This window comes from Bacillus sp. FJAT-28004 (genome assembly GCF_001280845.1).
GTDB lineage: Bacteria > Bacillota > Bacilli > Paenibacillales > Paenibacillaceae > Pristimantibacillus.
The window spans coordinates 5,055,607-5,079,982 of sequence record NZ_LGHP01000001.1 but is presented as its reverse complement, the minus strand read 5'-3'; the positions used below and the strand labels follow the sequence as shown (position 1 = coordinate 5,079,982).

The following is a 24,376-nucleotide window of genomic DNA, read 5'->3' as shown; positions in this document are numbered from 1 at the left end:
GGAGGCTTATAACATGCTCGATCTTATTTTGAAAAACGGCAAAATCGTCGATGGCAGCGGCAATCCTTGGTACGGCGGCGATGTTGGCGTCAAAGATGGCCTCATTGTCTCTATTGGCCAAATTGATCAAGAGGCTAGCCAGATTATCGACGTCGGACGTAAAGTGATTTCTCCAGGCTTCATTGATGGGCATTGTCACTCGGATCTTATGATTATTGATCATCCTTACAGTGAAATTAAGCTGCAGCAAGGGGTAACGACTGAGGTTGTCGGCAACTGCGGCCTCGCTCCTGCTCCATTCGTTCGGAATAACGCTGGGTTACTGCAAACATATGTGCAGCCAGTACTCGGCAGTACAAGCTGGGAGTGGCCGTGGGAAACGGTCGGTCAATATATGGATTTTGTCGGCCAGTCCAATCCATCAGAACATATCGCTACCTATGTAGCACATGGCGCGCTGCGCATCGCTGTCATGGGCTTCGAGAATCGTCCTGCCTCGATGGACGAAATCCAACGGATGAAGACACTGCTTGAAGAAGGGCTGCGAGCTGGAGCAATCGGCTTATCTATCGGCCTTTTGTATGCGCCTGGCAGCTATACTTCACGGGAAGAGCTGGTCGAGCTTTGCAGTGTCCTGCCTAAATACAACGGTCTGCTATCCACTCATATTCGCGGTGAGGGCAATAACCTGCTGCCGTCCGTTGCAGAGGTCATTTGGATCGCTGAACGGGTCGGCATCTCGCTGCATATCAGTCATTTGAAGGCAGCAGGCCGCGCCAATTGGGGGAAAGCGCTTGATGCGCTGGAGCTTGTAGAAGCAGCAAGAGCACGTGGAATGGACGTTACAGTTGATGTTTATCCATACGCTGCTGGCTCCACCACCTTAACGACAGTCCTCCCTCCTTGGGTGCTTGAGGGCGGTATTTCAGCAACGCTTGAAGCGTTTCGCGATAAAGCGCTGCGCTTGCGAATCAAAGAAGAGCTAAGCCGCGAGCAGGACACATGGGATAATCTCGTATGCTCAACTGGCTGGTCCAGCATCATTATTTCTTCGATTCAGACAGAAGCGAACAAGGCACTCGAAGGTAAATCAATCGCCGAGGTTGCCGAGCTTCGCGGAGAACATCCGGTCGATTGCATGATGGATCTTCTGCTTGAGGAGAATGGTCAGATCGCGATTGTCTACTTCCATATGTCCGACGACGATGTGAAGCAGGTCATCGGTTATGAGAAATCATTGATCGCATCCGACAGCTTAAACTGCGAGATCGGCAAGCCGCATCCGCGGACGTATGGCACCTTTCCTCGCGTCTTTGCCAAATATGTGCGTGAGGATAAGGTACTATCGCTTGAGCAGGCGGTTCGCAAGCTAACTTCATTTCCTGTTCAACGCTTTAAGCTTGGCAAAAGAGGACTGCTCGTGCCAGGTTATGCTGCTGATATTACGGTATTCGACCCAGCTGTCATTCAAGACACAGCTACCTTCGAGGAACCGCGTCAATATCCGTCAGGCATCTCGCATGTCATCGTAGCCGGGCAGCTTACTCTTTCGCACGGCGTTCACACGCATAAGCGTGAAGGCCATCTCATCCGCGCGCAGCATTGCTGCACACACTAGTTAGACCGCATTACACCATTGATAAATAAGGAGCTGTTTTATTATGTCTATTATCGAAAAACGCCTTGCTGAGCTAGGAATCATTTTACCTGAAACAACTAAACCTAAGTTTTCCTACATCCCAGTCAACCAAACGGGCAATCTCATCTATACTTCAGGCTTCGACTGCCGCATCGACGGTGTTCTCATGTATGAAGGTAAAATCGGCTCCGATCTAACGATTGAGCAAGGTCAAGAAGCAGCGCGCCAAGTCGTTATCAACCTGCTTGCAGCGATGAAAACTCACCTAGGCGACCTTGACCGTGTTGTTAAAATTGTAAAAATTCTTGGCTTTATTAACAGCGCTCCAGGTTTTGGCGACCAGCCTTACGTGCTGAACGGTGCATCCGATCTACTCATTGAAGTATTCGGAGAAAATGGACGCCATGCAAGGTCAGCTATCGGTACAAGCGACCTGCCATTCCATACACCAGTTGAAATCGAGCTCATTGCAGAGGTTCGTGAATAGCATTGACATGCAAAACCCCCAAGGCTCAGGCACTTGGGGGTTTAATACTATTTCAATTAGTGGAAACGCATTGATTCCGATTTACAAGCAAGCGTTGTTGACTACCAGCACAAAGAACGGGAAATAATTACAAGTAGAATGAAGAGTACCAATATAATACCGACAGTTGTTCCCACGCCTCCTACTCCATTACCACAATTGCTAACTCCTGCAACTGGATATGAAGGTCCACAATTTCCTGCGCCAACCCCTGCTACTCCATAGCTCATTTGTTCATCTCCTTTTTACTAAGGTACAGTATCCTATGATTTTCAGTAAAAAAGGTATAGGCTACTTCTCAAAATGTGCTCCTGCTCATTTTTCATGCTAGCCCACACTTTTGGGCGATGATTAAACTCCACATCTCATGCGATCATGTCTATTTATTCTGTTCATCGACGAGTGATAAAATAAACGTCAATGCTTCTGCGCGAGTGGCTTTTGCCTGCGGTTCAAAGCGATTTCCGCTTCTTCCCTTCAGCAGATTACGCGAGGCAGCAGCCACAACAGCTGGCTTAGCCCATACCGGGATTTGTGCTGCATCAGCAAAACGAATGGCCGCATTTGCATCTAGTGGAAAACCAGATGTACGCATAGTCATGGTAACCATTTCTGTTCTAGTAATCTGACGACTTGGACGGAATGTCCCGTCATCATACCCGCTAATAACGTCAGCATTCACAGCCTCTGCTATGAAAGCCTCTGCCCAAGCTGGAAACTGCCCCTTGTCTTTAAAATCTACTTCCTTTGCTTGCTTAGCATTCAATTCGAACGCACGGCCTATCATGGCAACAAATTGCGAACGGGTTACCCATCCGTTTGGCTGGAAAGCGCCGTTCTCAAATCCTGTTACAATGCCAAGTGAAGCTGCTCTTGCAATATTCGCCTCGGCCCAGTGGCCTTTTGTGTCGTTGAAGGAGGCCGGTGTGGAAGAGCTTAAGAGCAAGGTTAGCTTCGCCGCATTTTGCAGCTGAACCGCCTTAACCTGACTATCGACCAGCTTCGCTGCAACCAGCTCAAAGCTCGCCTTTCCATTTGCAGCTCCTTCAAACGTAAACGTGGCAATAGCTGCTGATCCGCCCACTCCTTTTTCCTTACCTATCTTCGTATGAGCGAATGTAATGACTCCGTCCTTATCAATCGGTGAAATAGGCATTCCTTTCCATGCCGCAGAAGCCTGTTTGAATTTTAATTTTGCTGTGTTGTACTTCAGTTTGAACTCGAAGCCATATAAATCATTTAATTGCTCTCCCTTTACGACCACTTCTACAGCTTGTCCGACGGCTGCATTCTTCTGATTGACGGTCAAAGACAAGGTTGCAGATGCTGCATGCGCAGATGGCAGCAAGACTGAACGGCCTAAGCCCGCTTGCGTAAAGGTTCCAGAAAACACCGTCATAACCAGTAAGAGAATTGCTATTTTCCTCATTTTTAACATCATGTCCATTCTCCCTTCGATTCGTTTCTATCGCTTATATTAACAAGGACCTTACTAGTCAAAAGGCTGACAGCAGCTTAACTAGCGCTTGTCAGCCTTTTCCTTATACAGAAATTATGATTTAGGCTCGCTTTTGCTGTCGTAACGATTGCTCCACTCTTTTAAAATACTGTCTCTTTGTTTCGCTGCTTCTTGCAGGTCGTACTTAATTAATTGTTCAATCGGATTTTTAGTATAGCCTTCTGGAATAACGCTAGTGTCACTCTTCACAGCTACGATCGGATAGTTTTTGCTATATTCAGCCATCGCATCATCTGTAATCGCCCAGTCCAAAAACGTCTGCGCAACCTTCTTCATTTTCGCTTTCTTAATCAATGCATTCGCCTCAACATCCCAGCCTGAGCCTTCAGTCGGGAATACGACTTCCACTGGCGAGCCGTCGTTTTTCTCTTTGATGCCGCGGTAACCGAAGGAGATTCCGATCGGGTATTCGCCAGTACCAGCCATTTTCGCCGGCTTCGAACCTGAGTGCGTGTAAATGCCGATGTTCTCATGAAGTTTGTCCATGTATTCCCATGATTGATCTGCTCCGAGCAGCTGCTGCAATCCAGATACCGTTAGAAAACCTGTTCCGGAGGAAGCTGGGTTAGGCATCGTGATTAGACCCTTATATTCCGGCTTAAGCAGATCCTCGTAAGTCTTCGGCACCGCCAAACCTTTTTTGCCGAGTTCAACCGTATTAGCGATAATAGCTGTCTCCCAAGCATCTATGCCTACCCAGTGTTCAGGGCTTCTGCTATCTTTAAACTCAGCTAGAATCCGCTCTACCCCAGCAGGAGAATAAGGCTCCAGCATGCTGTTCTGATCCAATACGAGCAAGCTTGTTGCTGCTACGCCCCACACGACATCTGCTTGGGGATTATCCTTCTCAGCAAGCAGCTTAGCTGTAATAATGCCTGTTGAATCACGAACGATATTTAATTTGATATCCGGGTATTTTTCATAAAAGGTTTTTAAATATTCTTTAATAAGATCATCTTCAAGCGCGGTATATACGGTAAGCTCCTTGCTATCCGTATCAATCGACGATTCTGTTGCTGCGGTTGCTTCTGAAGAATTTCCAGTTTTGTTATTTCCTTTATTGCTCGACCCTCCGTTACCTCCGCATGCGGATAAAACCGTAACGATAACTATCATGCTCACTAGCAGAAACCAGCTTCTTTTCATTTTTTTCTCTCCCTTTGGTTGTTCTTCTTCTCTAGTTCTACTATATGCTTGTTTGTTTAACGCACTGTAAAATACAAGTAAATAAATTGTTTTGTTTTTTGTTTCTGCTTAATAATCGTGTTTTTCCTTTGACTATTTTCGATTCAGCAGGCATAAAAAAAGAACCCTCAAGTCTTTTTAGACTCAAGGGTTCCCTTACCATGATTAACTATTCCGCTACGATCCAGTGCACATCTTGATCATCGAGCTTGGAACGCCAAGCCTGCGGAGGCGCTACATCGCTAATAATCATATCAATCTCTTTAAAATCGGCGATCTTATAGAAATGGCTCGTTCCGATCTTCGTATAATCAGCTAACACGATCGTTTGCTTAGCTTGTTTCATGAATGTTCTTGCCAATACGCCTCGCTCATCCTCGTAGCTCGTTATGCCACTATCAATCTGTAAACCGTCTGCGACGATAAACGCCTTATCCACATTGAAATTAGACATAAATTCCATCGCAAGCGTACCGGATGTCCGGTAATGCTTCGGATTAATGCGACCGCCGATAAGTACGATTTCACCATCAAATATATTGCGATTTTTGTAGCCAATCAGCAAGTTCAAAGTATAAACGGAAGTAACAAGAACCGTAAGCTGTTTTTTGTAGGCTAGCGAATCTATCATCTGCAGCGTCGTCGTTCCATCATCGATGACAACGACATCTTTATCCTGAATAAGAGAAGCGGCAGCTCGTCCGATCCTTCTTTTCTCTTCAGCTTGCTGCACCTCGCGCCGAACATAGGCAGGCTCTTCCCGCTCCACATTAATCTTAACGGCTCCGCCATACACTCGCTTGAGCTTAAGCTCATCCTCCAGCTCCTCCAAATATCGGCGGATCGTTTCCGATGATACATCAAGCGCCTGTACGAGCTCAGGCGTTCGAACTTTTCCTTTTAGCTGCAGCATATTAATGATGATCTGCTTCCGCTCTTCTCCGGCTAGCGACATCTCTATTTCCCCTTCATCTTCAGCTTAGTCTACTGTTTTGATTATTAATCGTATTCTAGCCTACTTCAACTAAACTCTCAATCTTTTCATGAATGAGAATGCCGCGCTTGCTTAGCTGCTCAAATATAACGCTGGGTTCAAAAGCTTCTTCCGGTGTTACGATTCCTGCTTGATCCGTGCAAAGCGTTTGACCGCTCGCAATAAGCTCGGTCGCAATGGCGAGCGGTATTCCAACGTTTCTAGTATAGGCGCGCAATTTCTCCCAGCCTTCAACGGAGCCGTCGGACGCCGGATGCGTATGGGTAAGCGTATGTCTGCATGCTTCTCCGGTCTGAGCTGATACACCCGTTACTTCAATGTGAAGCGAATAGCCGTAGAGCTCCGTTTCATGACCTTCCTGCGATTCGAATAAATATTGACCAATCGCATCCATAATGCCAATTTCTTGACCGGCAATGTTTATACGATCGTTGCGCATAAACCCATACTCATATAGTGCATGGACAAGTCTCATATTTTGCTGAGGCCATGTTCCGCGCACTTCGATTAACTGCACCTCTTTGCTCTCAAGTGCCTTCGCCAGCGTACGCGTTTCTGCATGCGGAATAATGTATTGAATAGATTTGCCGTATGGCTCCGGGAGTTCAATCTCACGCGGACGAGCAAAAGGCTCAACCTGTATAAATTGTCCTTTCTCGTAAACTACGCGTCCCGGCAGCTTCGGATCATACTCATATACCGTCGTTTCTGCAATCGATTTGGAGAATGCAATCGGCCGATACGAGCCATGGCTAACCCGTACCTCATGCACTTCCTTCAATTGATTCGCGGCATGCATCGCCATCATCTGCGTTACACCGGGTGTCATCCCAAAGCCAGGTAAACACATTTTGCCGTTACGGACAAACACATCATGACTGGCATCCTCTTCGCCAAAGCCGTTCAAATTAATGCCGTGGCAGCCAGCTTCCGCTATGCAGGCCGTAGACAGACCGTTTAATGTAATTGTCGTGCCATCCATTACAATATCGTATCCCCGAAGCTGTTCCACGGTTGCCGCATGATCAAGCACATTCACTTTGACAGCATGAACACGTTCATCATTCAGTGAGACAGCAAGCTGCTGAGCTGCTTCCAAATTGAAATCGCCAATTGTGATGACCTCAAATGAGGAGTACTGAACAAGGTCCAGCACCGCTTCCATACAAATTCGACCTGCGCCGCCTAGGCAAAATACTTTCATCTTCTACACTCTCCTATTGTTCCTTGTCAAAGGACGAATATATGCTTTTGATCACATGAACCAATCGTTCCATATCTGCAGAATTGACATCACCGATGCTGCCAATTCGGAAAGTCGGCTCTGAGGTCAGCTTTCCTGGATACAGTACAAATCCTTCCTTCTTCAAGCTTCCGTAAAATGATTCAAATGAAAAGTTAGCACTCGGGTATCGAAATGCTGTAATGATAGGAGATTGCCACTCGCGAGGCAGCAGAGCGCTAAAACCAGCCGCCTCCATTCCTTCCGTTATAACCTGCTGATTGCTGCTATAACGAGCTTCCCGAGCAGCGATACCGCCTTCAAGGTCCAGCTCCTTCAGCGCCTGATCGAATGCCCGAACGACATGAGTCGGCGATGTATAACGCCATTTGCTATTCGAGCGTTCCATCATGTCCCATTGGTCATACAAATCAAGCGACAAGGAGCGCGCATGACCTTTGCACTTCGCAATGACATCGCGGCGTGCAACAACAAAACCAAAACCCGGAACCCCTTGTATGCATTTATTGCTGCTGCTAATGAGATAGTCGATGCCCAGCTCATCCATGTCCATAGCTACACCGCCAAAGCTGCTCATTGCATCAACGATAAACGTGACATTATGGCGCTTAATCACCTCAGCTATTTGCTTTAAAGGATTCAGGATACCTGTCGTCGTTTCGCAATGTACAACTGCAACATGCGTAAGCTGTGGATCATCCTTAAGCGCTTGCTCCAGTACTTCAGGATCGATGGGGCTGCGCTCGTCAAACCGAATTGCAGTTACCGAAATGCCCAGCACTTCCGCGATTTGAACCATCCGCTCGCCATAAGCTCCATTAACGGCAATAGCCAATTTACCGCCTTGCTTCGGCATCGCTGTGCCTATTGTTGCTTCTACGCTAAACGTCCCGCTGCCCTGCATCAATATTGCCGTATAGTCATCCATCGCCGCTGGCGCAGCGAGCTTGACCAGCCGCTCCCTTATCGAAGCGACCAGCTGATTATATTGATCGTCCCACGTACACCAGTCCTTCATCATCGCTTCCTTCACGCTTCGAGTCGTCGTTAGAGGTCCCGGTGTCAGCAGCAAATACGGATTTTCAGTTAGCAATAATGTTTCATTATTTGTTTTCATGGACGATCCCCCGCTTGTAGTCGTTCGTTGATGTGTGAAATGACGCGATCCAGCTCACCAATTTCTCGAATGATAAAATGTGCTCCCGCTTGCATCAAGCGATCCGATACTTCAACAAAGAGCTTCTCCTTCTCGCTGGCAGTTAGCGCATCCGTTTCTGCTTGTGTCAGACCCACTTCATTCCCGCCGAAAATAACCCCTACCGACCATACGCCGGCATGACGTCCTTCTCTCATGTCCGCTTCGGTATCGCCGCATTTGACGATATGGCTCATCGGATACGTGCCGAGCAGCTCCGCGTTGCGGAAAATCATCCATGGATGCGGGCGGCCTTCGACAGCTTCATCAGGTGTAACTGTGCTATCCGGCGAATAGCCCTGCTTCGCCGCTTCCGGCGCAATAATGTCCATCATGGGACGCGTGTAGCCTGTCGTCGTTCCAATCTTGATGCCTTGCTCACGCAGCCTTTCGATAAGCGCAAGCGCTCCCGGCACCGGCGTTGCATATTGGTGTAGAATAGAGAACAGCATCGGCTCAAACTTTTCATACATTTCGTCAATATCATTTTCATTTGGAACACTGCCAAACTTCTCTTCCCATGCCGCTGATACGTCAGGATCAGCGCAAATGTCACGCAAATGATCCTTTTTCATCCGCCCCATTGGCTTCCGAATCGCTTTGAACGAAGCTTCAACGCCTCTTTCTTCGAATAAGCGGCGAAACGCTTCAACCGGTGCAAAGCTTCCATAATCGACCACTGTACCTGCCCAATCCAATATGACTGTTTTAATCATGAGTAAAAACCTCCATCGTATAATGTGTAGTTGTTTTTTTAAAAATAGCTTTTGGCATTGCTTTATCGCTTCTGCCAAGCTGACATTTTGCGCCGCAGCCTTGCAGTACCCGCTTCATATAGAAAGCGAACGACAACATTGAGGAGCACAACGAGTACTGACATCGCTGCTGCCGCTGCTGTATCTCCGGCATCATCCATGCTGACGATCGAGACCGAAGCAATCCGCAAATCCGATGCGTACAGAAAGACCAGCGCAGATACTGTCACCATTGCATTTACGAAAAAGTAAACCGCCATTTCTAATATAGCCGGCAAGGACAATGGCACCGTAATGCGAGAAAAGGTGCGCAGCTTCGAGACATTCATGGACTCAGAGACGTTGTCGAACTCCTTGTCCAGCATTTTCAATGTAGCGGTCGCCGTCATGAATGGTACGGAGTAAAAATGCACAACATTAGCTAAAACAAGAATGATCATCGTTCCATAAATAAAATGAAAGGGGTTCGCCGGATGATTAAAGAAATAAATAAAAGATAATCCGATGACGAGCCCTGGAAGCGCCAGAGGCAGAATGGATAAGAAATAAGCAGCTTGCCGGATGGGACGATAGACACGGCCATTTTCGATTAAATAAGCAAACAAGAAAGTGACGATCGTCCCGATTACCGCTGTCCAAGCAGCCATCTCAATGCTGTTCCAGAACGGATCAAAGCCCCCTGCCGCAGCACTTGAGAAATCGAAATTGCTCCAAGTCAATGACATGTCATACGGCCACTTTTTCACGACCGAAGCGAGCAGTACAGCTCCCATTAACAGCAGAATCATGGCTGACAATATAATCGCATAAGCATAAGCCCAAACATTGCGCAGCCGATTGTTCTTCACCGAATAAGGAACAGACTTCGAAGTGACGTAGGCCTGCTGCTTCCGCGTGACGATTCGATCAACGATGAACGCGAGAATCGCGGGTATGGTTAGCACAATGCCGACTACAGCCCCCATAGACATATTTTGCTGACCGACAACCTGTTTGAAAATATCAGTGGCAAGCACGTTATACTGTCCGCCTACAACCTTCGGCGCCCCAAAATCTGTGAAGCTGAGCGTAAAACAAATGACGACTGCGCTGAGCAGCGCATATTTCACAGACGGCAGCGTTACGGTAAACATTTTCCGCAAGCTGCTTGCACCCATCGACCCAGCCGCCTCATATAAGCGATAATCGCTGACGGCAAGCCCTGCGCACAATATTAGAAACGCCTGTGGAAACGTATAGATGACCTCTGAGATGATGATGCCCGTCTTCCCATAAAGTGGAATTCGCCATTCGAACGGCAGCAGTCCGAACAATCCGGTAGAAATGAGACCTTGATGACCAAATAAATAAGTAAGGGCGATCCCGTGCATCATCGTTGGTGCAAACAAAGGCAGCATAGCCAACGCTTTGAAGAAGGACTTGCCTTTAATATTTGTGCGAGTCAATACGAAGGCCAGCCCAAAGGCAAGCGGCACGGCAATCGCTGTCGTTGCGATGGATACCGTAATCGTGTTCTGCATCGATTGAATGAGCGATTTCGACTGCAAATAAGATGAAAAATGAGCTAAGCCAACCAGATTGCCATCTGAATCAATAAACGCCTGCTTAAACATCGATAGCAGAGGCAGTACAATGACTGTAATAAGCGTGAGCAGAAGAATAATCAACATGAGCTTGATCAACCAGCTGCTCTCCCGCATGTTTTGCTTGCTTCTTCTCATCCATTGCGAGGGCAAAGTTTGGTTTAATTTCCCTTTCATTCTCTACCCCCCTACGTTCCCAGCGATTGCCGCGGGATAATGAAGCATGCGCTCTTGCGGCATATGAAGATGAAACAGCTTGTTGCGCGACCACTCGAAACGGTTAGCGATTTGCGCTGAAATGTCTACCGTTACGTTGATGTCCGAGTTCTTGCCTTGTTCATTAGCGAGCTGCAGGCTTACACGATAGAAAGCACCTCGAAATTCCACATGCTGAACAAATCCGCTAATCCCGCTTTCGTTTAATTTGGCATCCGCATGCTTCCGTTCATCGATTTGGATATGCTCAGGTCTAATGGCTAGCAGATCGTTCGGACTTGCCCCCATCCATCTTTCTGTTCCTACAGGAAAAAAATTGATAGCCCCGATAAAATCTGCGACAAAAGGGGTATTCGGCTTGTCGTATACTTCCTGCGGCGTACCAATTTGGACGATTCGTCCTTGATCCATGACGACGATCTGATCCGCCATCGTCAGCGCTTCCTCCTGGTCATGTGTAACCATAACCGTCGTAATGCCAAGCCGTTCTTGCAGCTCACACAGCTGTTCGCGAAGCTTCTCCCGTACCTTCGCATCAAGCGCAGAAAGCGGCTCATCAAGCAGCAAAATATCAGGTGATAAGGCAATAGCTCTTGCGAGCGCCACCCGCTGCTGCTGGCCGCCGGAGAGTTGTGCCGGATACCGGTCCCTTACCTCAGTCAGTCCAATGAGCTCGAGCATTTCCTTCACGCGTTCTTCAATTTGACGCTTCGGCTGCTTCCCTTTAAGACCATAGCCAATGTTGTCGCTAACGCTTAGATTCGGAAATAGCGCATACGATTGAAAAACAATGCCAAAGTTGCGTTTGGACGTGTGCATCATCGTAATATCGTTTCCATCAAGGATAACGGTGCCTGCATCGGTCTGTTCAAGACCTGCAATAATACGAAGCAATGTCGTCTTGCCGCAGCCGCTTGGGCCGAGTAGACATGTGAATTTCCCTTTCGGAATATGAACGCTGACATCATGGAGTGCTTGAAAGCTGCCAAATGCCTTGCGAATACCGTTAATCGTCAATCCTTCATTTTTCATTCTCATTCTCCTTGTGCCCTCGTAATAATCATTCAAGAACGATATATTTAAGTTAAAGCATTTGCTTCGTTAATCTATTTGTAGTTTAAGATAGATTTGTTAAGTGAGTGTCAAACGCAAGTAAAGATTGTGTGTTTAATTGCTTTTATTATTGTTTTAAGTTGTTTTAAACATCGAAATGCTATATTTTAAGTGCAACAACCTTTTTTTCATTTTCTTATGAACGACAACAAACCAAACAAAGGACTGATTCAACGCCTATGACAACGATTATTTTCGATTTGGACAATACGCTTATTTGGGATGAAAAAAGTACAGACGAGGCGCTTGATGCAACATGCGAAGCAGCGGAGCAAGCATTAGGTTTACAATTAGGACTTCTAAAGCCATCCGTCATTCAATCCGCGCATGCTGTATTTAGTGAATTGGAATGTTACCCTTACTTAGCGAATATTGAAGTAACCGCGATGGAAGCCATGTGGGCTCGCTTTGATGATGGAGCAGCACCCGAGCTGCAGCTTATGAGAGAGGCAGCGCCTGTTTTTCGTAAAAGCGTATGGGAGAGAGGATTAAAAGAGTTAGGCGTTCACGATGAAGGGCTTACCGCCACGCTCGCAGAGCAGTTTCCAGCCGAGCGGCGCAAGCGTCCCTATGTATATGAAGAAACATTCGAGGTGCTCGCTGCATTATCTGCGAAATACCCGCTTATGCTGCTCACAAATGGAACTCCTGATTTACAGAAAGAGAAGCTTTACGGCATCAGCGGATTATCCGATTATTTTCCTCATATCGTCATTTCGGGTGAAGTCGGCTGCGGCAAGCCGTCTCCACAAATTTTTGAGCACTGTATGAACCTCGCTGGGCTAAAGCCTGAGCAATGTTTAATGGTCGGAGATAATTTGTTTACCGACATTTTGGGAGCGAGCCGAACCGGGATTGCAAGTGCCTGGCTGAATCGTTCTGGGCAGCTGCTGCCAAACGATGCCACTCGTCCAACTTTTGAAATTCAATCACTGAGGGATATTGAAGCACTGCTACCTCTCTAGTACTCCTGAATAGCCTAATAAAGCAAATAGAGGCTCCACCTTGTCAATATGACTGGGTGGAGCCTCTATTTTTGTAAATTCTTCATATTACGATTACACCTGTTTAACAACACAACCTTATGATAAAGAAGAACCAAATGCACATAAAAACAATTAATCACATTATTTAAAGACATTATTTGTTTTGTTTTTAATCTATGTGTGGGAAGGATGTTGGATTATGGCCCAAATGCCATAAAAGTATATCTACTGCTCTTAAACGACTATACGAGACACTCATTATAAAAATTGGAGGTTGTTATTTATGAATAAGACGATAAAAAAAGCATTCGTATCCACACTTGCTGCTGTTACGTTAATTACCGCTTCAGGGGGATTTGTTCCGCTGAGCCAGACTGCTTTTGCAGCTGTTGTAAATGCCGATCTGCACGCAAATTTCAGCTTTGAGAACAATACCAATGACAGCTCCGCCAGCAATCTCACGGCTACCGTCGTCGGCACTCCTACTTACGTCCCTGGAAGAATTGGACAAGCCCTTTCCCTAAGCTCTACTAGTGCGAGTAAACAATATATCAATCTGGGCAAGCCCTCACAGCTGCAATTCGGAGTAGATAAGAGCTTCAGCTTCTCCTTCTGGGTCAAATCATCAGGCGTAGATTCCGACCCATCCATTTTATCCAACAAAGATTGGAACAGCGGTACTAACGTCGGTTACAACCTTTCTCTTCACTCGGATAAGAAAATGAGATGGAATTTTAACACAGCAGGCGGAACTCGCATAGATGCTGATATTCCGAATGTCGCTAATGGAAGCTGGCACCATATCGTCGTCTCGCATGACCGCACCCTCGGACGCGTTGATTTTTATAAGGATGGCGTACCGGTTGCAGTCTCTACTTCCAACGGAACCAAATATAATAATATCGCTAGTGCAATCAGTATAACCGGCCGCACGGGAACGATTGATTCCGGTCTTTCGACGATGATCGGCAATGACGGAACAGGCAATTATTCGGCCGCATTGGAAGCGCAGCTCGATGAAGTGCTTATTTTGAACCGTGCGGTTACTGCCGAAGAGGTCACAGAAATTTTCAATAGCGCTCCCCCGATTGTAGTTAGCGATAAATTCAATGGCACTCTAAAATTCGTCGGAGCAACGGAGACAGCTACAGGTACTGAGTTCAAGCAGATGCTCGACCTTCGCACCCCAACCATGACGAGTGCGATTGACAGCGCGAGCGTAGAAATTGCCTATGATAGCAACAAGTTCACATTCTCGCGTGCGACGAAGGCAACCAAAGTAGATACTTCCACTCCGGGCATCGTTAAGTTGGAACTCCCGGCAGGAAGCGTATATAACAAAACAAATCCGTTGGAATTTGCGGCATCTACGCTGTCTGATGTTTACTTTTTTGCGAAGGATATAAGTGGACAAGGCACCATTCAGGTGACCTCAGCTGACTTCTACACAGGCGGAAACAAATATGTGAAGGAAACGTTAAACACGCCTGCGCAAACCGTTCAAATTCATACCAAAGCAGCAGAAGATATGAATAAAGACAGCCACATTACGATCGGTGATATTGCCTTAGCGCAGGGGAATTCCGTTCAAGAGCTGACTGCCATTGCTGACAAAGTGAAATATATGCCTTATAAACGAGTTGTCGTTATCGGCATCGACGGTGCCGGCATCTCTGTTTCGAAGGATGCGCCTTACTGGGAAACACCAAACTCCGTGAAAGAAACGGTAGGCAGCCGCCTTAATATTCCTGCACTGCGCGGCATTATCGAGAATGGCGCTGCTTCCTATTCCGTAACAACGACACTGCCTACCGTTTCTTCTCCTAACTGGGGTGCCATGATAAACGGCGTTGATTACAGCAAACATCAGATCGACAATACCATTAGCGCAACGAATACTTATAGTGAAACGTCACCATACCCTTCGGTATTCAAAAAACTGCGTCAACAATTTCCAGAGACTAAGCTTGCTGCCTTCACGACATGGTCCAACATCATTAAGGGGCATATTGAACCTTCCCTTGGAGCTGAAGGATACTCCGCGAGCGATAAAGCAAATGTAGATGCTTTCGCGCAATACACAGCAGACGGCAGAGCCTACGATGCATCCCTTATTTTTTTCCAATTGGATGATGTGGATGGCGTCGGGCACTCTCTCGGTTTTTATACGAAGGATTATTACGCAAAGCTGATGGAAACAGATAAGCTCGTAAAAACCATCTATGACTCACTCAGCAGCAAAAATCTGCTGGACGATACACTTATTCTTATGACAGCCGATCATGGCGGAGGCACAGAAAAGGCAGACCATACACTAGGCAGCGCTACTGCACACGGACAAGACTCGCCACTGGCCAAAACGGTATTTATCGCAGCGAACGGAAGAACGGTTGCAACGGATGTCGGCAAAGAGAAGCTTTTGCAAGGTGGAACAACGAAGGATATCGCTGCAACCATATTAGCTGCACTGGAGGTTGATTCACCGATTGGGGATTCCAAAACCATTGATGGCATGTTCATCCCTCAGAAGGATCAGAACAAACCCGATGCCCCTAATCTTCAATTAACCAAAATTGTAGACATCTCTTCAAAAGCATTAAAGGGCTATGAGCTCGCAGTCAGTCATCTTAGCACGGATGCCAAAGCTCTCGATATCGAATTAGAGACAGGCGATTTGACTGTCCAAACGATTAAGCCGCTTCAAGCTGGCGTTACCGTATTACGAAATGAAAGCGCCAATGGAAAAACAAGAATCGTCCTCTCAGCAGATTCCGTCATCTCGCCGGATCAGCCTATTGTACGATTAGTAACGCAATCCCAAAATGACGGTGCTTCTGCCGCGCTTCATCAAGCGATGATCGCGAGTGCGCATGGAAATGAGTCATTGCCTAACTTCACCTCTTCCGTTAAAGAAGAAGGAGCTGAAACGTCCGGTCCAACTGCTGTCCTGGAAGGGAAAACGTCTGTCGTAGCCGGTTCTACGTTTACCATTAAGCTGGGCTTGAATGATGTATCAGACAACGTCTATGCACAAGATATCTCATTTCATTATGATCCAAATGTATTTGAATATGTAGCTAGCCGTTCACTTCTTCCAAAAGTTCAAATTGTGAATACCATCCATGACGAGAATGGCAAAATACGTCTCATTCTTGCTAGTGAAGGGGTAGAGAACGCGGTTACCGGCAGTAAACAGGTTGTGGAGCTTACCTTTAAAGCAAAAGAAACTCAAACGGTTATAACAGGTAAAGTGACTGCGGAATCCATCTTAATTTCGAACGGAGAGAGTGAAGTCAATGCCGCTCCGCACACGTTGAATATCCAAGTATCGCCAAAAGAAATCACAAACCCTGCCGATCAAAACCATGATGGAAAAGTCAGCATTTCGGATTTGGCGCTCATCGTTATTCATTACGGCAAGGGTACAGGAGCTGCTGATTGGGAACAAATTAAGCAAACCGACGTCAATAATGATGGCGTCATCGATCTATTAGACCTTATTCTCGTCGCTCGTTCCATTGTAGAATAATCTTAATAAGCTTCATTGCAAAATTGTCCATCTTGCTAAACTATAACATCCCCATGGCTCAGGCACATGGGGATGTTATTATACTTTCATTTAGTGGGAAAGCGTTTTGACAGACTTTCATTTACGCTCTGGCTTATTTATTGCTTACAGCCAAGAACGAGAAATGATGACAAGAAGGATAAAAAGGACAAGGATAAATCCAATACTTGAGAATCCGCCACCGCCGCAGCCTACGCCTACACCTGCAACTGGGTAAGGTGCGCAATTTCCAGGACCCATATTAGCACCTGCTACTCCATAGCTCATTTGTTCATCTCCTTTTTGTTAACTTACACAGTATCCTATGATTCTGGGGCAAAAGTGTATGGGCTTTTGCAGGAAATGAGCAGATGCCTAAAAAAACCATATATTATTACTTGTCTGCGCATAAAGTAAATGAAGGTACTATTTTTTAGGTACATATGGAATTAGAGGGATGGTGTTGAAATGGGCTTTTTGGATGCATTAATGGGGAACGCCTCTGAAGTAAATCCTGAAGAGGCGCAGAGAGAATTTAGTAACTTACTTAGTAGATCGGAGAATGTGGAAAGAGCGTACAAGCTGATTCGCGACATGTTTATTTTTACGAACAAACGCCTCATCATTATTGATAAACAAGGCATAACCGGCAAAAAAATCGATTTCCATTCCTATCCTTACAAAAGCATTACTCATTTCAGCATCGAAACAGCCGGAAACTATGATCTTGACGCCGAGTTGAAAATTTGGATATCTGGCAGCGTCACACCCATCCAAAAAACATTCAATAAAAACCTGAACATATACGATTTGCAAAAGGTATTAGCTGAATATGTCTTAAAATAAATCTTGATCCCCGCGGACCTTAGGAGTCGGCGGGGATCATTTTTTTTATCCGTCAGACTTTCGATTTACTAGGAGTTTGGTTAATAAATTGAAAGTATGCGGGAACCGAGCCCAAATCATAACTCAAAACAGCTCTTATTACCTTTTCCGTAAGGTACTGTTTTAAATCATGTTGTTCATTTGGATGCGTATATCTGCATGCCTTGTTAATGGACGGTTGAAACATGACTATGATCTTATACATCGCATCTTTATCACCGCACTTTGCCCTTTCAACTAGAGAAAACAAATCGTTCTGTATCATTTCCTATTATGCACCCCATCCCGGATTTCTTGTAACAGTTCCTGTATGATATTGTTTAGAGTTTCAATCTTTTTTTCAAACCGCAGTAGAAGGAATCCCGTGATAACGATCGGGAAGCCTAGGTTTGAAATTGAATTCGTAATTAATGTAATGAGAGATGATTCTTCCATATCAACTCACCCCCATTCTGGAGCGTGATATATACGGCTTTGCTTGGAGACCTCTTTTCATTTTATTTAAAGCAGAAATACGAGTTTTTGTAATCGCTTGTTGAGACACGTTTAACATTCTTGCTATTTCTGTGTCGAGCTCACAGGCAGAATACGAAAGCGTTACCACAATTTTTTGTCTATCCGTAAGTTTGGAGAAAACAGAGTATAAATCCGGATCATTCAAATTAGCCTCAAAATAATCTGGATTAGAGGTTGGAAGCACCATAGAAGACTCCGGCAACCTACTCATTACGTATTCGCCCAGAGTTATCTGCCCTTCTTCTCCTACTGGCGAATCAAAAACCAGTTGATTTCTTCCCTCCATTTTCCTTCGCTTGCGATGATAGTCAATGTTAGCAAATCGTATCATCGAACTCACATATTTTGTGAAACGAATACAAAAGTAAAACCTTTGAAATGCCTCTTCAAAATTCCTCTTGTTTTCTGGGCTTGGGTTACTGATTATTTTACCAAATAAAGAAGTGTGTACTTGAGTTTCAAAAAACGTCGAAACCATGCTGTTTTCAAATACTTGCGGGTTATTCAAACGATAGTCCTTGAAAAAATGGACTTCTTCAGGTATTTGGGATGTTTCTAAGCAAACTTTGAAACTCAATCGGAATCACTCCTTCATTTTAACTTTCTATTTATTAAAGTGAGTAAAGTTGCAGCTAGCACAACCAAAACCAGAACATGTGTTCTTGTTTTTGAGCAAAAAGTGAATGTTGAGTATTTAAAATACCATTCAAAACAAAAAAATATAGCGACATCTTCGGTATTGACAATACTCTCAATCAAAAATATACTTACTTTTAAGTAGTTAAAATAGCGAAAATGATCTACTTATAGATTTCTTTATATGTTCGTCTGATGAATCTCATTGTATTTGGTATTTTAATTACCGTCAAGTATTTAAAATACCAACATTCAAAAACGGAGGGTATTTATAATGTCATTGGGTGCACGAATTAAACAACTAAGAGTTGAGCGCGGATTAACGCAGCAGGATGTCGCCGCAAAGCTCGATATGGGTCGCTCTAACTTTGGTCATATCGAGAATGATCGGGTATCACCAACAAGTGAGGATTTGCAAAAAATGGCTGATATCTTACTGACGACAACCGATTATTTGCTTGGCCGCGATGCAGCCTCGGCAACTATACCCGATTGGGCAACGTATAAAGATAAGCGTGACTTTAAGAAGCTGCTTGAGGAAGACGGGGAAATTATGTTTGACGGCGTACCGCTTAGTGCTACCGATCGTCAGCGCGTAATGGATGTGCTTACAGGATTGTTCTGGGAAGCTAAGCATATGAACAAGCACAAAAAAAAGACCGAGCCGACTAACGATGCTCCTGATGATGCCAAAGGGTAGGTGTTGCTATGGATAAAATGATTTTAAAGCTTATTCGGAAATACAAGACTAACGATCCATTCATCATCGCTGAGGGCCTTGGCATTCACATTCGTTACGCCGATCTCGGAGAAGGAACGCGTGGTCTCTATTTCAAAAAACTGCGACGCCGGTTTATCGTCATTCACGATTCGCTTCCGGATAATTGGCGCCGCTTCGTATGCGCACATGAACTCGGACATGACCGTTTGCATCCTGGCTTCAACCGTTTTTGGCTAGATGAGCAGTCGTTTTTTAATGTTGGAAAGTATGAGCGACAAGCGAGTAAATTTGCAGTAAGGCTGCTGACAGCCGGCGATTCTCCCGCTCCAAGTGAGACTCTTGAAGAACTGCTTAGACGAAATGGCGTTCCTGCGGAAATGCAGAAGTTTTATTTTTAATTCGTTGGATTTCCGTAAAACGTCCCATTTAAAGAAAACAGGGCTGGCCTCAAGTAGATTTATCTACTTTTGAGACAGCCCCTTTTGCTATAAATATTTAAGTATTCGCATTAAGCTCACTATACATTTTAAGTTGATTGCGATATACAATTTTCGAAATCGTAATACTGATTTCATAAAGTAAGAATAGCGGTACAATTACAATAATATCCGACAATATATCTGGAGGGGTAATGGTAACTGCAATAATTACAAGAATAAAATAAGCTAGTTTACGCGCCTTTGCCAATCTGTTTGGGTTCAAGATTCCGAGCTTGGTGAGAAACATAACAACCGCTGGCATTTCAAATAAAATACCAAACGGAACTGTCATATGGATCATGAAAGTAAAATATCTTTCTGCTGTATACATGGTTGCAAAATCATTCGCAGCCATCTCATTCATGAAATGAAGAACCATCGGAAATAAAATAAAATAACCGAAAAATATGCCAATCAAAAACAATAAAGTGATGCTCGGAATAAAAAACAAAGTAGCTCGTTGCGCTTTTTCCGGCACTGCGGGTTGAACAAATTTCCATGTTTGATAAGCAGCAACCGGCAGTGTTACCGCGATTGCAACAACTCCTGCAATCATGAAGTACACCCACATTACATCAGAAGGACCAAGTACGATCAGCTTTTGATCCATATCTCTTACCAGCCACTGATAAATATCACGTACGTAGATGAATGCCGCTACCATCGATACCAAAAAAGCGATGAGGGTACGTATGATACGAGCCCTCATTTCCTCCAAATGTCCAAGTAGGTTTTGTTCGGTTTGGTTTTTCATACTACTTATTTGGCAGGACGCTTTCCTGTCCCATTTCAGGTTCTTTCTTCTTCTCGTCGTCCTCTCCATTTACAAGACCGCGTGTTGCACCTTTAAATTCACTTAAAGTACGCCCAAAAGCTCTACCAAGTTCCGGAAGCTTAGACGGTCCGAAAATAATCAGGGCAATAATAAGAATCAAAACTAAACCACCAACTCCAATGTTTCCGAAAGGCATAATCAGTCATCTCCTAGAGGATCGTATTCAGCCACGATGGTAATCCGTGGCTGATCGTAAAGAATAAGTACTATTTAGCTAAGTTTGAATCCGCTAATTGCTACGACACCGCAGCGTGCTATTTTATCGCCTGGACGATGAGGCCATGTGCTGGTTGGTTTACTTAGGTCAGTTGTCATTTCGCCAGGATGCTGTACGGAAAGGAAAAGTGTCTGTTCATCCGGCGTAAAAAATGGGCCGGTCATCTCGGAATCAATCGGGCCGGATGCGAATTGCAGCGCGGTACCCTTGCCAGCACCGCTTGTCGGAATAACAAACAGTCCGTTATTCATGAATGACTTATAAACGCCCTTATTGTGACTGCTTGAGGAAATGTCTGTTACTACCCAAAGATTTCCATTAGAGTCGAATGCTAAATTATCTGGCGAACTGAAACCTGACTGTCTTCCACCGGCAGCAAAGATCTCAAAATCGAATTCAAGCGATCCTAAATCGTTGCCAGATTCGAAAATACGTGTGATATGACCATGGATATTACCGTGAATATCGTTATTGGTGTGACATATAAAGACCGTATTATCAAAAGGTGAAATTTCAATATCTTCCGGACGGTCAGTCGGAGTACCACCCACCAGCAACGCTGCTTCATGGCAGTATGTTACGACATCACCTTGTGATTGGAACTTTTTAAGAAGATCTTCTTTTGTTCCGGAAATCCCATAGGGATTTTTGTACTTTTCGCTCGATAGTACCTTTTTCACTTCTTCGATCGTAACAGGAAGCCATTTACCCGATTTAAGGTTCGCAACATATAACGTTCCTTCTTCGAGCAAAGAGGAGTTGGAGCGGCCTTTTAGCTTATCGTATTTACCTTTGCTTACAAACTTATAAACACAAGCATCTTTCTTATCGTCGCCCATGTAGACAACCACTCGGCCGTCAGCTGCAATACCCATTGCAGTATTCTCATGATTAAATCGCCCAAGAGCAGTATGCTTCTTAAGGTAAGACTTATCAAAAGGATCAACTTCAACTACCCAACCGTAATGCGTTTCAGGAAGTTTTGCATTAGCAGCAGTTTCAGCGTAGTTCTCTTCACATGACAGTACAGTGTTCCAGAGCGTTACTCCACCAGAACAATTTGCGAATGTGCCGATTGCGGTTGTAGCTTTGCCAAGTGCTGCGGACCCTTTTGCTGGACCTGTAATATCAAATTTCGTTGTTCCATTAATTCGACGTGCATATTTTGAAGATGTGTCCATTTTCCAAGTACCGTTCTCGTCACGGAATACTTCGATAACAGACATTCCCTGGTAATAAAGATCTTTTTTAATCTGTTCTGCTGTCATTTTACCGTCGACAATGGGACCCATTGAGAAGATATTGGTATATTCATGGTTGGTTACAAGCAATCCACGCGTATTAGATCCTTCAATAGGAAAATAGGCGTTATAGTCAGCTCCTTGACCGAACTTTTCCCCAGCCTTGTTAATCACATCATCAAATGCTGCGACAACATCATATTTAAAATTTTTAGGAATAATCAGTTTATCTTCTTTCGAAGGTTGAATAGGATCAAAATATCCGCTGACTTTATTCGTTTTAAATCCAAACAAATGGTCAGCAGTCGATGACATTGCGGAAACTTTACCATCTAGAGAGCCTAGCCCTGCCGATGCTGCAGCTAAAGCAGCTGCTCCTGTTCCTAGAAAAGAAAGAAATGTTTTACGATCCATATCCTTATTCAACGTGTTCACTCCCCAAGATTTATGGTCTACGAGGACAAGCATACTCAACTAGTGTCATCCCTATGTCATATCATTTTTGAGTAATTGTAAACAAAAGTAATCTCCTATAATCACAAAAAGCTGCTATTCCACAGCTAATGCTGTGGAATAGCAGCTTTTTTCGCATACGATACGAGGTCAAGAGTATTAAATCGCCCAATTTCCGTTGCGGAAGATTGGCTCGCGAGTGCCATCCTGCGTCACACCATCAATATTCATATCGGGCGAGCCGATCATGAAGTCTTCATGAGTCAGGCTTCGGTTTGCACCATGAGCGAGAAGCTCCTCGGGTGACATTTTTGTACCACCCTTGATATTGACAGGGTACGCCTGACCAAGCGCAAGATGGCAGGAGGCATTCTCATCATACAGTGTATTGAAGAAGGTTACATTGGAGTTCGAGATCGGTGAATCATGCGGCACTAGCGCTACTTCACCTAAATGTCTAGCTCCTTCATCCGTATTAAGCAAATTAGTGAGCGCCTCATAACCCTGCTCAGCCGAATGATCAACGACTTTGCCATCCTTAAAGGTTAAGGAGAAGCCATTAATGACTTGACCGTTGTAATTTAAAGGTTTGGTGCTGCGAACGGTTCCGTTCACACCATCCTTATTTGGCATTGTGAATACTTCTTCCGTTGGCATATTTGGATTGAAATAAACGCCTTTAGCGTTCGCTTTGGATCCGCCTAACCATATATGTCCTTCCGGCAGCTCTACAGTCAGACTCGTGCCTGGCGCTTCGTACTGGAGTTGTTTGTAGTTTTTGCTATTCAGCAGCTCGACCATCTGAAGCAGCTTGGCATTATGCGCTTTCCATGCTTGAACGGGATCTTCCAAACCAATCCGCGTTGCATCAACAATCCGTTCCCAAAGCTTCTGAACGGCCTCTTCTTGCGAGAGATCCGGGAATACTTTAGCTGCCCATTCGGGTGTTGCATAAGATACAAGCGACCAAGCATTCGTATGATTCATCAGTGAACCGCGATAGCTGCTAAGCGCAGTTGAAGCGGTTTTTGATGCTGTCGCAACGCGTTTCGAATCTACGTCGTTAAGCAGATCAGGGTTCGGGGAGTAAATAGTAATAAACGCCGCGCCATTTTCCACAAACTCTTCCCAAGCTTTGGCACGCCACATCGGGTACTCCGAGAAAGCCTCCTCAGGCGCTTGCTTGTATTTGATGCGTGAGAGCTCCTCATCGTTATATTCCACATGAACGTTTTTTGCGCCCGCCTCATATGCCTCGGATGCAATAAGCCGTACCAGTGGAGCTGCTGTAATTGGTGCCATGACAACAACCGTCTGTCCTTGCTGCACATTGACGCCTACCTTAACGACCAGCTCTGCGTAATTTTCTAATTGTTGCGGTGTTGGATACATGTATGTAAATCCTCCTTCATAATCATTTGATTTTGTTACACAAACCATAATCTTCTTCAATTATAATCCTCCAAGGTAAATTGCTCAAATGATTCAGGTAAGAACATTTGTGTCCTATTCTAAGCAGCATTATTTCTCACTCTCTTCAAAAAAGGGCTTCCCAACGTTCAGCGAATGAACGAGGGAAGCCCTTTAGTGAAAGCTCATATGTTATTGCTGCCCGGTCATCACTTTAATAAGGGCTTTCCACCTTCATAATATCCATGAAAGGAACCTTCGTTACGCTGCCCATATATTCCACATGGACCTTCTTTGTTCTGGAATCCAGCACCGTAATAACGCCTCTCACTTGCTCTTGTGCCCAAATCGTAAGAAGCAGTTCTGTTCCTTCTTGTTTTGCCTCAACCAGCCGCTCGCCCAGCTCTTCTAGCTCAAATTCATCTCTAGTAGGCCTTTTTGGTCCTTTTGCCACCTTGTTCCCCTCCTGCTAGGTATGCACC

The 24,376-nt window shown here is 45.1% G+C and carries 25 protein-coding genes; 7 read left to right on the top strand and 18 right to left on the bottom strand.

The features are described from left to right. Positions 1-13: 13 nt before the first annotated feature. Together AC787_RS21995 and AC787_RS21990 are read left to right on the top strand one after the other, a co-directional pair. Positions 14-1,618 (top strand): N-acyl-D-amino-acid deacylase family protein, encoded by a 1,605-nt coding sequence (locus AC787_RS21995; RefSeq protein ID WP_054026745.1) that lies wholly within the window; start codon positions 14-16, stop codon positions 1,616-1,618. Between the two features lie 43 nt (positions 1,619-1,661). Next, a complete protein-coding gene (locus AC787_RS21990; protein ID WP_054026744.1) occupies positions 1,662-2,126 on the top strand; it encodes a RidA family protein in 465 nt (154 codons plus the stop codon). A gap of 101 nt (positions 2,127-2,227) precedes the next feature. On the opposite strand, the gene AC787_RS34880 is transcribed toward AC787_RS21990, so the two are convergent. The 9 genes from AC787_RS34880 to AC787_RS21950 form a co-directional block, all read right to left on the bottom strand. Further along, complete coding sequence (locus AC787_RS34880; protein ID WP_162839318.1) at positions 2,228-2,395, bottom strand: hypothetical protein; 168 nt, start codon at positions 2,393-2,395, stop codon at positions 2,228-2,230. Between the two features lie 149 nt (positions 2,396-2,544). Continuing rightward, on the bottom strand, positions 2,545-3,606 hold the full coding sequence (locus tag AC787_RS21985; protein ID WP_161807555.1) for an S-layer homology domain-containing protein: 1,062 nt from the start codon (positions 3,604-3,606) through the stop codon (positions 2,545-2,547). A 111-nt stretch (positions 3,607-3,717) separates the two neighbouring features. Then, a complete protein-coding gene (locus AC787_RS21980; protein ID WP_054026742.1) occupies positions 3,718-4,830 on the bottom strand; it encodes a putative 2-aminoethylphosphonate ABC transporter substrate-binding protein in 1,113 nt (370 codons plus the stop codon). Between the two features lie 208 nt (positions 4,831-5,038). Continuing rightward, positions 5,039-5,824 (bottom strand): DeoR/GlpR family DNA-binding transcription regulator, encoded by a 786-nt coding sequence (locus AC787_RS21975; RefSeq protein ID WP_054026741.1) that lies wholly within the window; start codon positions 5,822-5,824, stop codon positions 5,039-5,041. 55 nt (positions 5,825-5,879) lie between these two features. Further along, entirely contained in the window at positions 5,880-7,067 is a 1,188-nt protein-coding gene (locus tag AC787_RS21970) for a saccharopine dehydrogenase family protein (RefSeq protein WP_054026740.1), read from the bottom strand. 13 nt (positions 7,068-7,080) lie between these two features. Then, positions 7,081-8,223 carry a 2-aminoethylphosphonate--pyruvate transaminase gene (gene phnW / locus AC787_RS21965; RefSeq protein WP_054026739.1) on the bottom strand — a complete coding sequence of 381 codons (1,143 nt, stop codon included), beginning with the start codon at positions 8,221-8,223 and terminating at the stop codon, positions 7,081-7,083. After that, a complete protein-coding gene (gene phnX / locus AC787_RS21960; RefSeq protein ID WP_054026738.1) occupies positions 8,220-9,017 on the bottom strand; it encodes a phosphonoacetaldehyde hydrolase in 798 nt (265 codons plus the stop codon). The genes phnW and phnX overlap by 4 nt, the downstream gene beginning before the upstream one ends. A 62-nt stretch (positions 9,018-9,079) precedes the next feature. Next, positions 9,080-10,777 (bottom strand): putative 2-aminoethylphosphonate ABC transporter permease subunit, encoded by a 1,698-nt coding sequence (locus AC787_RS21955; RefSeq protein WP_054027199.1) that lies wholly within the window; start codon positions 10,775-10,777, stop codon positions 9,080-9,082. A gap of 42 nt (positions 10,778-10,819) precedes the next feature. After that, positions 10,820-11,887 carry an ABC transporter ATP-binding protein gene (locus tag AC787_RS21950; protein ID WP_054026737.1) on the bottom strand — a complete coding sequence of 356 codons (1,068 nt, stop codon included), beginning with the start codon at positions 11,885-11,887 and terminating at the stop codon, positions 10,820-10,822. A gap of 260 nt (positions 11,888-12,147) precedes the next feature. Between AC787_RS21950 and AC787_RS21945 the strand changes: the two genes are divergently transcribed. Both AC787_RS21945 and AC787_RS21940 read left to right on the top strand, forming a co-directional pair. After that, complete coding sequence (locus AC787_RS21945; RefSeq protein ID WP_054026736.1) at positions 12,148-12,933, top strand: HAD family hydrolase; 786 nt, start codon at positions 12,148-12,150, stop codon at positions 12,931-12,933. 304 nt (positions 12,934-13,237) lie between these two features. Next, positions 13,238-16,483: a LamG-like jellyroll fold domain-containing protein gene (locus AC787_RS21940; RefSeq protein WP_054026735.1), complete on the top strand. Its 3,246-nt coding sequence runs from the start codon at positions 13,238-13,240 to the stop codon at positions 16,481-16,483. A 144-nt stretch (positions 16,484-16,627) separates the two neighbouring features. On the opposite strand, the gene AC787_RS33815 is transcribed toward AC787_RS21940, so the two are convergent. After that, on the bottom strand, positions 16,628-16,789 hold the full coding sequence (locus tag AC787_RS33815) for a sporulation protein YjcZ (protein ID WP_321166140.1): 162 nt from the start codon (positions 16,787-16,789) through the stop codon (positions 16,628-16,630). A 180-nt stretch (positions 16,790-16,969) separates the two neighbouring features. Here AC787_RS33815 and AC787_RS21935 point away from each other — a divergent pair, with 180 nt between their 5' ends. Next, positions 16,970-17,347 carry a PH domain-containing protein gene (locus AC787_RS21935; protein WP_054026734.1) on the top strand — a complete coding sequence of 126 codons (378 nt, stop codon included), beginning with the start codon at positions 16,970-16,972 and terminating at the stop codon, positions 17,345-17,347. A gap of 52 nt (positions 17,348-17,399) precedes the next feature. Here AC787_RS21935 and AC787_RS35420 read toward each other — a convergent pair whose 3' ends face one another. Genes AC787_RS35420 through AC787_RS21925 form a run of 3 tightly spaced genes read right to left on the bottom strand, consistent with a single transcriptional unit; the run spans position 17,400 to position 18,479 of the window. Beyond that, positions 17,400-17,651 carry a helix-turn-helix domain-containing protein gene (locus tag AC787_RS35420; RefSeq protein WP_054026733.1) on the bottom strand — a complete coding sequence of 84 codons (252 nt, stop codon included), beginning with the start codon at positions 17,649-17,651 and terminating at the stop codon, positions 17,400-17,402. Next, a complete protein-coding gene (locus tag AC787_RS33365; protein WP_082360904.1) occupies positions 17,648-17,821 on the bottom strand; it encodes a YvrJ family protein in 174 nt (57 codons plus the stop codon). Before AC787_RS33365 ends, AC787_RS35420 begins: the two co-directional genes overlap by 4 nt. Position 17,822: 1 nt before the next feature. Continuing rightward, positions 17,823-18,479 carry a sigma-70 family RNA polymerase sigma factor gene (locus tag AC787_RS21925; protein WP_054026732.1) on the bottom strand — a complete coding sequence of 219 codons (657 nt, stop codon included), beginning with the start codon at positions 18,477-18,479 and terminating at the stop codon, positions 17,823-17,825. A 333-nt stretch (positions 18,480-18,812) separates the two neighbouring features. Here AC787_RS21925 and AC787_RS21920 point away from each other — a divergent pair, with 333 nt between their 5' ends. Next, a complete protein-coding gene (locus AC787_RS21920) occupies positions 18,813-19,238 on the top strand; it encodes a helix-turn-helix domain-containing protein (RefSeq protein ID WP_054026731.1) in 426 nt (141 codons plus the stop codon). A gap of 8 nt (positions 19,239-19,246) precedes the next feature. Then, positions 19,247-19,657: an ImmA/IrrE family metallo-endopeptidase gene (locus tag AC787_RS21915; protein WP_054026730.1), complete on the top strand. Its 411-nt coding sequence runs from the start codon at positions 19,247-19,249 to the stop codon at positions 19,655-19,657. Positions 19,658-19,754: 97 nt separating this feature from the next. Here the strand turns inward: AC787_RS21915 and tatC are convergent, their stop codons facing one another. The 5 genes from tatC to AC787_RS21890 all read right to left on the bottom strand — a co-directional run bounded on the left by tatC (position 19,755) and on the right by AC787_RS21890 (position 24,348). Then, on the bottom strand, positions 19,755-20,492 hold the full coding sequence (tatC, locus tag AC787_RS21910) for a twin-arginine translocase subunit TatC (RefSeq protein WP_054026729.1): 738 nt from the start codon (positions 20,490-20,492) through the stop codon (positions 19,755-19,757). Between the two features lies 1 nt (position 20,493). Beyond that, the gene (locus AC787_RS21905) at positions 20,494-20,709 is read right to left on the bottom strand and encodes a twin-arginine translocase TatA/TatE family subunit (RefSeq protein WP_054026728.1); all 216 of its coding nucleotides are present in this window, start codon (positions 20,707-20,709) and stop codon (positions 20,494-20,496) included. 74 nt (positions 20,710-20,783) lie between these two features. Continuing rightward, positions 20,784-22,445, bottom strand: coding sequence for a PhoX family protein (locus tag AC787_RS21900; RefSeq protein ID WP_054027198.1), 1,662 nt, complete (start codon positions 22,443-22,445; stop codon positions 20,784-20,786). Between the two features lie 198 nt (positions 22,446-22,643). Further along, on the bottom strand, positions 22,644-23,876 hold the full coding sequence (locus tag AC787_RS21895; protein ID WP_054026727.1) for an aminopeptidase: 1,233 nt from the start codon (positions 23,874-23,876) through the stop codon (positions 22,644-22,646). Between the two features lie 232 nt (positions 23,877-24,108). After that, complete coding sequence (locus AC787_RS21890) at positions 24,109-24,348, bottom strand: YolD-like family protein (RefSeq protein ID WP_054026726.1); 240 nt, start codon at positions 24,346-24,348, stop codon at positions 24,109-24,111. Positions 24,349-24,376: the final 28 nt, after the last annotated feature.

Bases quoted from the DNA above. Each gene is read 5' to 3' on its own strand.
- AC787_RS21895 (WP_054026727.1), bottom strand. From the start codon at position 23,876: ATGTATCCAACACCGCAACAATTAGAAAATTACGCAGAGCTGGTCGTT.
- AC787_RS21975 (WP_054026741.1), bottom strand. From the start codon at position 5,824: ATGTCGCTAGCCGGAGAAGAGCGGAAGCAGATCATCATTAATATGCTG.
- phnX (WP_054026738.1), bottom strand. From the start codon at position 9,017: ATGATTAAAACAGTCATATTGGATTGGGCAGGTACAGTGGTCGATTAT.
- AC787_RS21985 (WP_161807555.1), bottom strand. From the start codon at position 3,606: ATGATGTTAAAAATGAGGAAAATAGCAATTCTCTTACTGGTTATGACG.
- AC787_RS21955 (WP_054027199.1), bottom strand. From the start codon at position 10,777: ATGAGAAGAAGCAAGCAAAACATGCGGGAGAGCAGCTGGTTGATCAAG.
- phnW (WP_054026739.1), bottom strand. From the start codon at position 8,223: ATGAAAACAAATAATGAAACATTATTGCTAACTGAAAATCCGTATTTG.
- AC787_RS33815 (WP_321166140.1), bottom strand. From the start codon at position 16,789: ATGAGCTATGGAGTAGCAGGTGCTAATATGGGTCCTGGAAATTGCGCA.
- AC787_RS35420 (WP_054026733.1), bottom strand. From the start codon at position 17,651: ATGATACAGAACGATTTGTTTTCTCTAGTTGAAAGGGCAAAGTGCGGT.
- AC787_RS21980 (WP_054026742.1), bottom strand. From the start codon at position 4,830: ATGAAAAGAAGCTGGTTTCTGCTAGTGAGCATGATAGTTATCGTTACG.
- AC787_RS21915 (WP_054026730.1), top strand. From the start codon at position 19,247: ATGGATAAAATGATTTTAAAGCTTATTCGGAAATACAAGACTAACGAT.
- AC787_RS21920 (WP_054026731.1), top strand. From the start codon at position 18,813: ATGTCATTGGGTGCACGAATTAAACAACTAAGAGTTGAGCGCGGATTA.
- AC787_RS21945 (WP_054026736.1), top strand. From the start codon at position 12,148: ATGACAACGATTATTTTCGATTTGGACAATACGCTTATTTGGGATGAA.
- AC787_RS21950 (WP_054026737.1), bottom strand. From the start codon at position 11,887: ATGAAAAATGAAGGATTGACGATTAACGGTATTCGCAAGGCATTTGGC.
- AC787_RS21970 (WP_054026740.1), bottom strand. From the start codon at position 7,067: ATGAAAGTATTTTGCCTAGGCGGCGCAGGTCGAATTTGTATGGAAGCG.
- AC787_RS21935 (WP_054026734.1), top strand. From the start codon at position 16,970: ATGGGCTTTTTGGATGCATTAATGGGGAACGCCTCTGAAGTAAATCCT.
- AC787_RS34880 (WP_162839318.1), bottom strand. From the start codon at position 2,395: ATGAGCTATGGAGTAGCAGGGGTTGGCGCAGGAAATTGTGGACCTTCA.
- AC787_RS21990 (WP_054026744.1), top strand. From the start codon at position 1,662: ATGTCTATTATCGAAAAACGCCTTGCTGAGCTAGGAATCATTTTACCT.
- AC787_RS21940 (WP_054026735.1), top strand. From the start codon at position 13,238: ATGAATAAGACGATAAAAAAAGCATTCGTATCCACACTTGCTGCTGTT.
- tatC (WP_054026729.1), bottom strand. From the start codon at position 20,492: ATGAAAAACCAAACCGAACAAAACCTACTTGGACATTTGGAGGAAATG.
- AC787_RS21905 (WP_054026728.1), bottom strand. From the start codon at position 20,709: ATGCCTTTCGGAAACATTGGAGTTGGTGGTTTAGTTTTGATTCTTATT.
- AC787_RS21995 (WP_054026745.1), top strand. From the start codon at position 14: ATGCTCGATCTTATTTTGAAAAACGGCAAAATCGTCGATGGCAGCGGC.
- AC787_RS33365 (WP_082360904.1), bottom strand. From the start codon at position 17,821: ATGGAAGAATCATCTCTCATTACATTAATTACGAATTCAATTTCAAAC.
- AC787_RS21900 (WP_054027198.1), bottom strand. From the start codon at position 22,445: ATGGATCGTAAAACATTTCTTTCTTTTCTAGGAACAGGAGCAGCTGCT.